This is a genomic window from Erwinia wuhanensis, from assembly GCF_030484085.1.
Lineage (GTDB): Bacteria > Pseudomonadota > Gammaproteobacteria > Enterobacterales > Enterobacteriaceae > Erwinia > Erwinia aeris.
This window is the reverse complement of record NZ_JAUJUH010000009.1, coordinates 178,380-190,751: the sequence shown is the minus strand read 5'-3', so window position 1 is coordinate 190,751 and position 12,372 is coordinate 178,380. Positions and strand designations below refer to the sequence as shown.

The 12,372-nt window shown below is 56.2% G+C and carries 9 protein-coding genes; 3 read left to right on the top strand and 6 right to left on the bottom strand.

Annotation, left to right across the window (positions count from 1 at the left end):
* The first annotated feature begins 193 nt into the window (after positions 1–193).
* Positions 194–1,390, top strand: coding sequence for an MFS transporter (locus QZH36_RS19760; RefSeq protein ID WP_301730942.1), 1,197 nt, complete (start codon positions 194–196; stop codon positions 1,388–1,390).
* Positions 1,391–1,697: 307 nt separating this feature from the next.
* Here the strand turns inward: QZH36_RS19760 and QZH36_RS19755 are convergent, their stop codons facing one another.
* Positions 1,698–2,513: a TIM barrel protein gene (locus tag QZH36_RS19755; protein ID WP_253457385.1), complete on the bottom strand. Its 816-nt coding sequence runs from the start codon at positions 2,511–2,513 to the stop codon at positions 1,698–1,700.
* Between the two features lie 545 nt (positions 2,514–3,058).
* On the opposite strand from QZH36_RS19755, the gene QZH36_RS19750 reads away from it, so the two are divergent.
* Both QZH36_RS19750 and iolB read left to right on the top strand, forming a co-directional pair.
* On the top strand, positions 3,059–4,564 hold the full coding sequence (locus tag QZH36_RS19750; protein WP_301730941.1) for a CoA-acylating methylmalonate-semialdehyde dehydrogenase: 1,506 nt from the start codon (positions 3,059–3,061) through the stop codon (positions 4,562–4,564).
* 18 nt (positions 4,565–4,582) lie between these two features.
* The gene (gene iolB / locus QZH36_RS19745) at positions 4,583–5,404 is read left to right on the top strand and encodes a 5-deoxy-glucuronate isomerase (RefSeq protein ID WP_253457391.1); all 822 of its coding nucleotides are present in this window, start codon (positions 4,583–4,585) and stop codon (positions 5,402–5,404) included.
* 61 nt (positions 5,405–5,465) lie between these two features.
* Here iolB and QZH36_RS19740 read toward each other — a convergent pair whose 3' ends face one another.
* From QZH36_RS19740 to ygfK, 5 genes are all read right to left on the bottom strand, one after another.
* Complete coding sequence (locus tag QZH36_RS19740; RefSeq protein WP_301730940.1) at positions 5,466–5,699, bottom strand: hypothetical protein; 234 nt, start codon at positions 5,697–5,699, stop codon at positions 5,466–5,468.
* Between the two features lie 236 nt (positions 5,700–5,935).
* Positions 5,936–7,267, bottom strand: a complete 1,332-nt coding sequence (locus QZH36_RS19735) for a nucleobase:cation symporter-2 family protein (protein ID WP_253457395.1) — start codon at positions 7,265–7,267, stop codon at positions 5,936–5,938.
* Between the two features lie 148 nt (positions 7,268–7,415).
* Positions 7,416–7,571, bottom strand: coding sequence for a hypothetical protein (locus tag QZH36_RS19730; RefSeq protein WP_253457399.1), 156 nt, complete (start codon positions 7,569–7,571; stop codon positions 7,416–7,418).
* 58 nt (positions 7,572–7,629) lie between these two features.
* A complete protein-coding gene (gene ssnA / locus QZH36_RS19725) occupies positions 7,630–8,955 on the bottom strand; it encodes a putative aminohydrolase SsnA (protein WP_301251895.1) in 1,326 nt (441 codons plus the stop codon).
* A gap of 2 nt (positions 8,956–8,957) precedes the next feature.
* Positions 8,958–12,065, bottom strand: a complete 3,108-nt coding sequence (gene ygfK / locus QZH36_RS19720) for a putative selenate reductase subunit YgfK (RefSeq protein WP_301730939.1) — start codon at positions 12,063–12,065, stop codon at positions 8,958–8,960.
* Between the last annotated feature and the right edge of the window lie 307 nt (positions 12,066–12,372).

The following is a 12,372-nucleotide window of genomic DNA, read 5'->3' as shown; positions in this document are numbered from 1 at the left end:
TTCTGATTTCAGGAAAGGTCTCAGAACCGGGATATTTTGTTCAACGCAGAGCAGGATACGTCAGCAATAGCTGGTCTGGCTGCAGGCCGTGTTAAAAATAGCGTGCCGCATAATTTATGCACTGGCCGCCTGCGGGCCGGGAAATCAGGTTATAGTTATTATTCATGTCATTTCGGACAGGATATTCTTCGCTATGCCTGAACAACCCGCCCCGGAGGCTCCGGGCGCTTTACGTCTGAATCTGCGCATCATTTCCGTTGTGATTTTCAATTTCGCCGCTTATCTGACTATTGGCCTGCCGCTGGCAGTGCTGCCTGGCTATGTCCACGATGTGATGGGCTACAGCGCATTTTGGGCTGGATTAGTGGTAAGCCTGCAATATTTCGCCACGCTGATCAGTCGTCCGCACGCGGGGCGCTTTGCCGACCTGCTGGGCCCGAAAAAAGTCGTGGTGGCTGGGCTTTGCGGCTGTCTGATCAGTGGGCTGTGCTATGCGCTTGCCGCGTTAACCGCAACGCTCCCGATGGTTAGCCTGCTTTTGCTTTGCTTTGGCCGGATCGTGCTTGGCATAGGGCAAAGTTTTGCCGGAACCGGCTCCACGCTTTGGGGCGTCGGCGTAGTGGGATCGCTTCATATAGGACGCGTAATTTCCTGGAACGGCATTTTCACCTATGGCGCGATGGCGATTGGCGCGCCGCTGGGCGTGGGCATTTATCGCTGGGGCGGCCTGCTGCTGCTGGCCGGCGTGGTAACGGCTATCGCGCTGCTGGCGGTGCTGATGGCGCTGCCGCGACCTGCCGTCAAAAGCAGCAAGGGCAGACCGCTGCCTTTTCGCGCCGTGCTGGGCAAGATCTGGCGCTTCGGTACCCTTTTGGCGATGGGATCCGCCGGCTTTGGCGTGATCGCTACCTTTATTACGCTCTTCTACCAGGACAAAGGCTGGGACGGCGCGGCCTGGGCGCTGACGCTGTTCAGCGGCGCTTTTGTCGGTACGCGCCTGCTGTTTCCCAACGCCATTAACCGGCACGGTGGACTGATGGTGGCGGCGGTCTGCTTTGCTGTAGAAGCCGTCGGTTTATTTCTGGTCTGGGGTGCGGCGGATCCGTGGATGGCAAAGCTGGGCGCGCTGCTGACCGGTGCCGGCTTCTCGCTGGTTTTCCCGGCGATTGGCGTGGTGGCGGTGAAGGCCGTGCCCGCGCAGAATCAGGGCAGCGCGTTGGCAACCTATACGGCCTTTATGGATCTTGCGCTGGGCATCACCGGGCCGCTGGCCGGGCTGGTAATGAGCTATGCCGGCGTCCCGGTTATTTATCTGGTTAGCGCGCTGCTGGTCTGTCTGGCGATGTTGCTGACGTTGAAGGCCCGTCATGCAACAGCGGAAAGCGCCTGAGCAGCATTTCCGTTGCGCAGGGCGCCAGATACGGTTGAACATTGTAAATATTATGCAAAAGACTTTTTGATCAGGCGCCAGGGCGCGGCGTTGAGTGGCTGTCGATGATGCATGTTGCGCAGGAAGGTTGTTGATAACGCTCGTCACGCGGAAAGCTGTCGACGCCGCGTGCTGCGTGGGAAAGCTGTTGATACCGCAAAAGCGCTAAAAAAAGGGCGGTCATCAGACCGCAAGATACGACACAGATAAAAGAGAGGGAATCAGGGGCAGAGCGCAGCCACAGCACCGGGCCGCGCGCTAAAAAATTTTATGCCTGCAACAGCTGAATGCTTTGACGGATTTCCCGCTCAATATCCGCAGCGCGCCAGTTTTCCATAACAGAAGAAAAAGGTTCCAGCGCGTACACGCCCCGATACCCCATGCGTTCCAGGCGCTGTACCTGAGCCACGCTTCTCAGCAGGTCACCTTCACTCAGCATAATGCGTTCTTCGTCGGTCAGTTCCGCCGTTGGCCTTGTATCCTCGACGCCCGAAAGGTGGACCAGGCCAATATTGTCGATATCGATCCCGCTTTCAAATTCCGCTTCCGCCTTTTCGTACAGATGATGGTGGAAGGTATCCACTAACAGGCGGAAAGGCACGTTGGCATCGCGGATTAGCGCCTGGGCGTGGACGGCGGAACGCAATGAACTGATCGGAAAGCCGAGAGGCTCAACCAGGCCTTCAATGCCATATTGCTCAAACAGCGGCGCCAGTTTTTTCAGCGCGCTGATAGTTTCTTCCGCAGAAATTGGCGTACCGTCATTTAACGGACAGAGCACCAGCGCTTTTGCGCCTACGCCCCTGGCGTCCTTCAGCAGCGCTTCCGTTTTTGCCAGCAGGGCTTCGTCCACCTGGTTGAAAGGATAGACAGCGTTGATGGTAACAATTTCCAGACCGTATCGCTGCGCCAGCTCGCGCACCTCTTCGTGGCTCAGATTGTCCGTCACCTTGCCGCTGGACATATCGTTGCGCAGCTCAACCTTATTCAGACCGAGCCCGTGAACCAGTTTGAAAAATTGCTCAATGCCAAGGCCGGGAGCAATTTTACGGTTAATACAGATACGGGTTGGATCAATCGCCATCTTGCAGCTCCTGCAAAGTAAAAGAGATAAATGTCGGGCTGTTGGCAAGGGCTTTGGCTGGCCTGCACCATCAGCAATCAGACCAGCCCCGATAACCTGAACTTTCAGCCTGTACCGCGACCTGTCGAACGTTGTGCAACAGAAGAACATTTATTTCATTAATGGGGAATGATGAAACTTAAATTTTTAGATCTTCCTCGCAAAATTTCGTTTTGAGCAGGCTTTATACATGAAATCCCGCTCCTTCCGGAGCAAGTGAAATCAAATGAATGCGCGAGGAAAAAAGCCTCTATTAAAGCTCCTGGCCCCCATCAGCACTGGATTATTTATTTTAACGCTCCGCGCTGACGCAGCATAAAATCAGCCGACAGAGCGAAAAGAAAAATGCGATCTATGCCGCTAAAAACAGATTTTCTAAAGTGGAATATTTGAAAAATTTATTCCAATATAATAGTGTCTTTGCACGCATTCGGGAGTTGTCCGGTTGGGCCGTCCGCTAAAAGGCAACCGCCCACAGGGAATACCACCATTTAAGAGGCCAGAACATGACTATTACAGGAAACTTTATCGGCGGAAAAACGTCTTTGAGCGCCAGTAACGAAACAATTCCGGTTTACGATCCGGCGACCGGCAAACCGGTGCGTGAGGTGACGCAAAGCACGGCACAAGAGGTCGCTCACGCCATCGAAGTCGCGCATAACGCCTTTGAAGGCTGGTCCCGCACATCGCCGCTGCGCCGCGCCCGCGTCCTGTTTAATTTCAAGGCCCTGATGGAGCAGCATCGCGACGAGCTGGCTGCGCTAATCGTTAGCGAGCACGGTAAAGTCTGGTCAGACGCGCTGGGAGAACTGACGCGCGGTATGGAAGTCGTGGAGTTTGCCTGCGGTATTCCTCATTTGATTAAAGGCGAAAATTCGGCGGACGTCGCGACAGGCGTGGACAGCTATTCGCTGATGCAGCCGCTGGGCGTCGTCGCCGGCATTACGCCTTTCAACTTCCCGGCGATGGTGCCGCTGTGGATGTTCCCTATCGCGCTGGCCTGCGGCAACACCTTTGTGCTTAAGCCGCCGGCGCTGGATCCCTCCGCCTCCGTGCGTATGGCTGAACTGCTGACGGAAGCCGGCCTGCCGGATGGCGTCTTTAACGTTATTCACTGTTCCAATGAAGATGCTGAACAGCTTTATACCGATCCGCGCGTTCAGGCCGTCAGCTTTGTTGGCTCTTCTGGCGTGGCGGAACATATTTATAAAACCGCAAGCGCACATGGCAAGCGCGTGCAGGCCTTCGGCGCGGCCAAAAACCATGCGATTGTCATGCCGGACGCAGATTTAGACGCCACGGTCAATGCCATTATGGGCGGTGCCTTTGGTTCTGCGGGCGAACGCTGCATGGCGCTGCCGGTAGTGGTCGCGGTGGGCGATGATACGGCCGATAAGCTGATTGCCGCGCTGACGCCGCTGGTCAAGGCTCTGCGTGTCGGGCCCGGCATGCAGAAAGGCAGTGAAGAAAACGAAATGGGGCCGGTAGTTTCCGCCGCACACCAGAAAAAAGTGCTGGGTTATATCGACAAAGGGGTAGAGGAAGGCGCGAAACTGGTTGTCGATGGGCGTAATTTCCAGGTGCCGGGCCATGCGGAAGGTTACTACGTAGGCGGAACGCTTTTTGATAACGTCACTGCTGATATGGTTATCTGGCGCGAAGAGATTTTTGGCCCGGTGCTGAGCATCATGCGCGCGCCGGATTACGAGACGGCGCTAAAACTGGTTAACAGCCATGAGTTCGGCAACGGCAGCGCGATCTTTACCAGTAACGGCCATACAGGTCGCGACTTTGTACGCGAGGTGCAGGCGGGCATGGTAGGCGTTAACGTACCGGTTCCCGTACCGATGGCATTCCACAGCTTCGGCGGCTGGAAGCGTTCCGTGTTTGGTGCGCTGAACGTTCATGGGCCGGACGGCGTGCGTTTCTACACCCGAATGAAAACCGCGACCGTTCGCTGGCCGAGCGGACAAAAGACCGTTTCTGAATTCAGTATGCCAACGCTGGGCTAACGCATAAGGAGGAGCACCATGTCATTGCTGTCCAAAGCACAACGTCCGGATGCGCAGGGACGTATCCAGCAGATTACGCCGGAAAGCGCAAACTGGCGCTATGTCGGCTTCGAGGCCTGGCAGCTGAAAAAGGGCCAGACCCTGCAGCTGGAAAGCGGCAGTCAGGAGCTGTGCCTGGTGCTGGTCGCCGGGCTGGCGTCGGTAAAAACCCGCGACGCAGAGTTTCCGGATATCGGCAGACGCATGTCGCCTTTTGAACGCACGCCGCCTTACTCCGTTTACGTGCCGCATAACGATCGGGTAGAGGTTCGGGCCGATTCCGATCTGGAACTGGCGGTCTGTCGCGCGCCTGGCAAGGGTAACCTGCCGGCACGCCTGATTGCGCCTGGTGACGTGGGCGTGGAGAGGCGCGGCAAAGGGCGTAATAAACGGCTGGTGCATAATATTCTGCCGGATGACCAGCCCGCTGACAGCCTGCTGGTGGTCGAGGTGTATACCGACGAGGGCGATACCAGTTCTTATCCCAGCCATAAGCACGACAGGGAGGATTCAGAAACCGAAACCTATCTGGAGGAAACCTATTACCACCGTTTTAATCCGGAACAGGGCTTTGCAATGCAGCGAGTCTATACCGACGACCGCTCGCTGGATGAGTGCATGGCGGCCTATAACCACGATGTGGTAATGGTGCCGCGAGGCTATCATCCGGTGGCGACTATCGCCGGTTACGACAATTATTACCTGAACGTAATGGCCGGGCCGGTTCGCCTGTGGAAATTCAGCTGGGAAAAAGATCATGCCTGGGTAAACAGCGAAGATTACCCGCGTAAAGAAGGTTAAGAACCCTTTCGGGTGGCCGCTCGCCACCCGTTTTATCTTTTCACCCTGGCTTCCGGCTATTTTACCTCTTCCTGTTGTGCTTGCTGGCGTAATCATCAAGCCTGATCTTTCTGACCTTTCTGACCTTTCTGACCTTTCTGACCTTTCTGACCTTTCTGACCTTTCTGACCTTTCTGACTGTTCTGGCCATCCTGACTGTTTTGACCGTTTTGACCGTTTTGACCGTTTTGACCGTTTTGACCGTTTTGACCGTTTTTCCGCTAAACGATATGGCTTGCCGGTACGGGTCACGCACTCAGTCGCTCCTGGTCGTGTTTGAGCCGTGTCGGTCAGGGATAATGAATATAAATATGTCGGCACAGGCTATCGGTATCAAAATACTGCGTCACAACTTTGACAGCATGGCGATACGCAGGGGCTAATATTTATTCTTTCCTGAAGCCAGCCTCTGCAGCTGGCTGCTCTCTGGATAAGATGCCAGAAATAGCGGCCTCAGGTTAATTGCTACCCGGTTTTAGCTGTACGAATTTTTCAGCCGGACTGACTTTCCTGCACGTCTGGCGTTCCTTTGATGGTGTTAAACACAATATTCAGCAGCACGGCAACCACGCAGGCGGCGCTAATGCCGGAGTGGAAAATCGTTCTGATCCAATCCGGGAAGCAATCGTAAAACGTGGGCATCACAATGGGGATCATGCCAAACGCAATAGCCGTTGCTACCACTACCAAATTCATCGTGTCTTTATAATCGACTTTTGCCAGCGTACGAATACCGGATGCCCCCACGGTACCAAACAGTACCACGCCCGCACCGCCCAGTACCGGAGCCGGAACGGCTGCGACTATCCGACCCAGCACGGGCAGACAGCCAAGCAGCACCAGGATAATGCCGCCCGCCGCCACTACATAGCGGCTTTTGATGCCGGTAATGGCAACAAGACCAATGTTCTGTGCAAATGCGCTTTGTGGAAAGGAGTTAAACAGCGGCGCGAGCGCGCTGGCTAACATATCCGCCCGCAGACCGCTGGCGATACGTTTGCCGTCGACCTCCGTGTCGATAATCTCGCCAATAGCGATCAGTCCGGCAGTGGTTTCCGTCAGCAGAACCAGCACGATAAGCGTCATGGACAGAATGGCCGCTACGTTAAAAACCGGCAGCCCAAAGCTGAGGATACCCGGTAGCGCTATCATCTCGCCGTGCAGGACATCAGTAAAATGCGCTTTGCCGCTGACAAAGGCAAACAGCGTGCCCAGAACTATTGCCGCCAGAACGGCCAGTCTTTTCATCGCGGCATTACCCACGCGATGAAAAAGCAGCACCAGACCTAAGGTCAGCGCGGCCAGCCCGATATTGCCTGGCGATCCCCATTCCGGCGCGTCGGCATCGCCACCCATCGCCCAGCGGGCGGCAACCGGCATCAGCGACAGACCGATGACCGTAATCACCGTCCCGGTAACGACGGGAGGGAAGAAGCGGATGACATGAGCAAACAGCGGCGCAATCAGCAGGCCAATCAGCGACGAGGCTATTACTGCGCCAAACACTACCGGTAAGCCACCGTCTCCCGCCACCAGCGCCATCATGGTCGCCACGCCCGCAAAAGAGACGCCCTGTACCAGCGGCAAACGGGAGCCAAAGAAGGGCACGCCCAGCGCCTGCAATAAGGTGGCACAGCCGCTGACAAACAGCGCAGCCGTGACCAGCATGCCCAGTTCGGCAGCATGCAGCCCCGCTGCCGAGCCGATAATCAGCGGCGGCGCGATAATGCCGCCATACATCGTCAATACGTGCTGCAATCCCCAGACAAAGGATTTGCCTACCGGATAAAGTGTATCTTCTGGCCTGACGCGATCGATGCTCATAACAGTTGTCCTTTATCGGGGAGTAGCCCCGTTACTGTCTGCCTTGCAGGCCGCGATTTCACACTGCCTGCGGAAGAAATGCTGCGGCGGCAGCGAGGTGGCAAAGCGACAGACCACCAAAGCGCAGCCGGACGGCACGATAATCCGTTTACCGGCTATGCCAGACGCCGTGCCGATGGCCAGCGGCACGGCATACCAGCACATGCTCCAGGCCAAAGAGGGTCGGGTGTCCGGCGGGCAATACCCGATCGACAGGCGGCGCAGAAACCGGAAGCGGTTCAGGACGAGCGACAGAAGCGTTCATTAATGTATCTCCCTTACGGCCGGGAACGCACCCGGCTACGATTCGAAGGCGTACAGATCTACAGCTTTGCCATGTTTTGCCACAGCCTGGCTGCGGCTTTGCGCGCCCGCGCATAGAGCGGTGCAATGTCGGAGGGGAACTGACGATCTTCATAGACCAGCCGGCCGGCGATAATGACGCTGTGCACCGCCGCGCTGTTAAGTCCAAAAGCCAGATGCCCGGCGAGATTTTCCGCCTGCAACGGCGTCGGTGAAACGTAGTCGCAGATGGTCAAATCGGCGGTATAGCCCGCCGCCAGCTGACCAAAAGGTTGGGCAAAATTACGCTCCAGCAAAATATTGCCGTTATGCAACATGCGCAAAAAGCTGTCAGGCCAGAGCGGGCCGCCCGCGTCCCGGTGTTTGAAATAAGCGAATTTCAGCTCCTCAAACATGTCGGCACCGATACCGTCGGTGCCAAGCGCCGCCAGCTGGTAATCAGCCAGATGATGGTTGTAGCCGACATGATTGTTCATGTTGGATCGCGCATTGTGCGCCAGGCAGGCGCTACGCTGGTTCAGCAACGCAATCTCATCGGCCGAGAGCCAGAGTCCATGGGCGATAAGCGTTTTCTCATCCAGCAGGCCGAATTTATCAAGGCGGGCAATAGGATCCATGCCGTATCTGTCGTGACTGTGTGAAACATCGTAACGATCTTCCGCTACGTGGATATGCAGGCCGCGCCCCGTTTCCTGCTTCGCTTCGGCCAGCATCGTCAGGCCGCTGTCCGGCACGGTGAAGGGAGCGTGCGCGCCGATATGGCATTCCACCAGGCGCTCTTCCAGGCTATCGTTTCGCCGGGCGTCAATCAGCCGGGCAAAATCGATATTTTCCGCGATGCCTGCTTCCAGCTCCTTCAGGCCGCCGTTGCGATCCGTGGTTTCAAAACAGGTCATGCCGCGCAGTCCGGCTTCAATAAAGCCGCGCCGCAGGATCGCCAGCGATCCTTTGATAAGATTTGGCGAAGCATGATGATCGATAACCGCAGTGCAGCCGTGGCGGATGGCCTCCAGCGAACAGATCAGGCCGCTGTAATAGAGCGACTCTTCATCCAGTGCGCGATCCAGCCGCCACCAGAGGTTTTTTAACGTAGAGATAAAGTCCGGGCAGGGCGCTATCGGCGCCATGATCCCCCGCGAGAGGCCGGAGTAAAAATGATTATGCGCACAGACCAGCCCTGGCATAACCAGTTTGCCGTGCAGATATTTGCATTGCGCATGAGGATAATCCGCCGACAAATCGCCGCCGACGGCAATAATTTTTTCGCCATCGATGGCGATATCACCGTTTTCGACAACCCGGGCGGGATTGAAATTTATTAGGGTGCAGTTTTTTAGCAGCAGCATGGTTATTCCTCCACTCTGCTCAGCAGATAAGAATGCTGCTGACGCGTGTAGCTGATGATGCGGGCCATTGTCTTTAAGTCTTCAGGCAGCGCTTCCGTGATTTCGCCCCGGTCGTCAACGTTTAGCTGCCAGACACGGTTGTTCAGGCGTAGCCGCACGCTCTGCTTATCCAACAAAAATCCGGGGTTGCTGCTGTTGTCAAAATCATCCTGACGACTGAACAGGGTAATCTTGTCCTGATAAGGTTTGCCCCGCCACGGGCAGAACTGTGCGCAGTTGCCGCATTCGTTGCAAAGCGCATCCAGATGCAGGATCTGTTGACGACTGCTGAAACCCGGCACGGCAAGCGCGACGTTGGCACGGTTTGGACAGACATCAACGCAGCGCGCACAGACGTAGTTGCATTCCAGGCATCGGGCCGCTTCCTGCCTGGCAAAAGCTTCCTGGTCGTCTGCATCAATCTGCCGTACGGCAACAATGCCGCGTCGCTGATAAATGGTGAGGGGATTGCTGTTCAGCCAGCGCTTGTGCTCGTCGTCGCAGTGGATATTTTCCCGCTGGAGGATAGTGCGGGTCGCTTTACGGGCGTCGCCAATTGCGGCCACGACCGAAGCGGGGCCGCTCTGTACGTCGCCGATTAAAAAAACGTTCGGCAGGCTGGTTTCCAGCGTATGCGGGTCAACGTCAACCTGCCCGGAAGCGGAGAGCGGCAGGCCGATTTGCCGGAGTATTTCGCCGTCCGGTTTTTCTCCGGTAGCGGCTATCAGGGCGTCAAAGCGTTGGTTCAGCGTTTGTGATGTGGCTAACGGACGACGGCGCCCCTGTGAGTCAGGCTCGCCGGGCTGCATCACTCGCAGCGTCAGGCCTCCGTCAGGCGTAAAAGTTTCCGGATTCACCAACGTCATAAACTGCACGCCATCCTGCCTGGCTTCCGCTATCTCTTCCGGCCAGGCGGGCATATCCCGCTCTTCCCGACGATAAAGCAGCGTTACCGATCGCACGGCTGGCACCTTCAGCGCGGCCCTGGCGCAGTCCATTGCCGTATTGCCCGCGCCGACTACCGCCACATCGCCCTGAATAGCCGGATCGACTCGCTGCTGGTTAAATTGCTGCAAAAAGCCAAAGGCGTCGAACACGTGCGGATTGCCGCCTGCCAGCGACAGCGCGTTGCTTTTTCTCGCGCCAATACCTATGCAGATCCAGCGGAAGCCCTGCTGACGAAGCTGCTCAAGCGTCAGATGAGGGTCACAGTTGAAAACGAACCTCACGCCGTGGTCGGCAATAAACTGAATGTCCTGCTCAATCAGGTGCGCCGGAATGCGAAAACGCGGCACGATATGCTGCACGATGCCGCCTGGCGTGGCTTCCCGCTCAAACAGCGTAACCGGATGGCCCGCCCGCGCCAGAAAAAAGGCGGCGGCAAGCCCTGCCGGGCCGGCACCCAGGATCGCAACGGGGTGTTTATCGCCCGAGCCTGCCGGTTTGTGCCAGCGTTGACGATAGGTCTCCCAGCCTTTTTCCAGCACAATTTTTTTGATACGCCGAATATTCAGCGCCTTGTCGTAATCCAGTCGGGTGCAGTTGTTCTGACACTGATGGTCGCAAATATGGCCCGTAATGGCCGGTAGCGCATTGCGTTGATAGATAAGATCCAGTGCCTCGACATAACGGCCTTCTCCCGCCAGCCGCAGGTATTCCGGAATATCCTGATGAATAGCGCAGGCGGTGACGCAGGGCGCGACATAGCAATCCGTCAGCGGCAGCGGGCCGCCTACGTCTATCTGCTCGCGAGATTTCCATGACTTTTGCGCCCATTGGGCGGACAGGGCATCATCAGCCAGCTTTTGCAGCCCGGCAACATCGATGCACTGGCGTTCCCAGCCCTGACTGTTTTCCAGGATTTGCGCGCAGGTCTTCAGCCGCAGATAGCCGCCGGGCTTGAGCAGGTCGGTAGCCAGGGTGATCGGTTGGATGCCAGTCGCGAAAATATCGGCGATATTGTACTGGCTGGCACCGCCCGAATAGGAGATGGGCAGCCTGCCGGCGAAATGGGTTGAAAGCAGCGCCGCAACGTTAATCGATAGCGGATAGAGGGCGCGCCCCGACATATACATCTCTTCGCCCGGCAGGCGATGCTTATGATTACGAGCGCCCAGCGTATTGGTCAGTTTTACACCGAAAGTCCGCTGTTTTTCCCGCCCCAGCGCCATTAATCTTTCAAGCATTCCCAATGCTTGCCCAAGCGGCAGATCGTGGCTGAAAGACGCCTCGTTCAACTCGATATAGTCAAAACCATTGTTATCGAGGATCTGACGCACGCGCTGATATCCCAGCAGCGTGGGATTCAGCTTAACAAAGGTGTGCAGCTGCTTCTCTGTCAGCATATAGCGACAAATAGACTCGATTTCGTCAGGCGGGCAGCCATGCATGGTGGAAAGCGTCACGCTGTTGACCATGCGGCTGGAAATGCGTGCGGGCAACGCCTGTAAATCAGCGGGCTGGGCTTTTTGCAGCAGCTGCCAGTCGCCCTGAGTAATAAAACGCTGCAGCTTTTGTTGATAAAGCGCGAATTTCTCATTCTGAGCGGCGTCCAGCATCTCATTGATAAAGGTCTGCATAGCGGGCTGCTTTATGCCCTGCAGGTCGTAGCCGACGCTCATATTAAAAATAAAAGAGCGTTTTGCGCCGTCGCGCCGTGGCGTATAAATCGTTTCCAGCAGGTGCAGGATAAACCAGGCCTTCAGGTATTCGTCCCAGGCCTTCTTCAGCGTAAATTCGGTGGACCACTCGGTGTTAAAAGCTTCGTCGCTGGCATCAATACAGGGCTTTTCAAGCTCCAGCCTGTCCAGGATCTGCACGGTTTTCAACTCGATAAAACTGCCGCCGGTCAGCCAGGACACGATGATATTTTGCGCCAGCTGCGTATGCGGCCCGGCGGCCGGGCCGACAGGCGTGTCGCAGCTTTCGCCAAACAAAGCGATTTGGCGACGCGGATCCCGTTGATAAAATTCCGTTTCCGGGATGCCGAAAATCGAACGATTCTCTTGATATTCCGCGCAGGTTCGCATCAAAAGTTCATCGAAAGGGATGGGACGCATGATGTCACCCATAAGTAGCTCCTTAATGCTGCTGAGCGATGCCGCTCGTGTAAACAAATGCAGTTTTGTCAGTGCTTAGCAACAAGTGAGCCAGAGGCGTTTAGCGATGTCTTTTCATGCAGGTTTCGTGACACTATTCGCAAAATCATCGTCTGCCTGCCCGTAGAAAAGCAGGTAGTGAGAATGAGTAGCATCCAGAATGGCCAGGCCTGGCGCGACATGGGGAAATCTTCGCAATATAAGAACGTAAGCTCTCATTATGAGAAGGCTTGCCCTGGCCAGTTGCCCGTCGCGCTGAAAAAAGCGGCACAACGGTTGC

Coding starts and splice junctions, on each gene's coding strand:
- QZH36_RS19760 (WP_301730942.1), top strand. CDS start 194: ATGCCTGAACAACCCGCCCCGGAGGCTCCGGGCGCTTTACGTCTGAAT.
- QZH36_RS19755 (WP_253457385.1), bottom strand. CDS start 2,513: ATGGCGATTGATCCAACCCGTATCTGTATTAACCGTAAAATTGCTCCC.
- QZH36_RS19750 (WP_301730941.1), top strand. CDS start 3,059: ATGACTATTACAGGAAACTTTATCGGCGGAAAAACGTCTTTGAGCGCC.
- iolB (WP_253457391.1), top strand. CDS start 4,583: ATGTCATTGCTGTCCAAAGCACAACGTCCGGATGCGCAGGGACGTATC.
- QZH36_RS19735 (WP_253457395.1), bottom strand. CDS start 7,267: ATGAGCATCGATCGCGTCAGGCCAGAAGATACACTTTATCCGGTAGGC.
- QZH36_RS19730 (WP_253457399.1), bottom strand. CDS start 7,571: ATGAACGCTTCTGTCGCTCGTCCTGAACCGCTTCCGGTTTCTGCGCCG.
- ssnA (WP_301251895.1), bottom strand. CDS start 8,955: ATGCTGCTGCTAAAAAACTGCACCCTAATAAATTTCAATCCCGCCCGG.
- ygfK (WP_301730939.1), bottom strand. CDS start 12,065: ATGGGTGACATCATGCGTCCCATCCCTTTCGATGAACTTTTGATGCGA.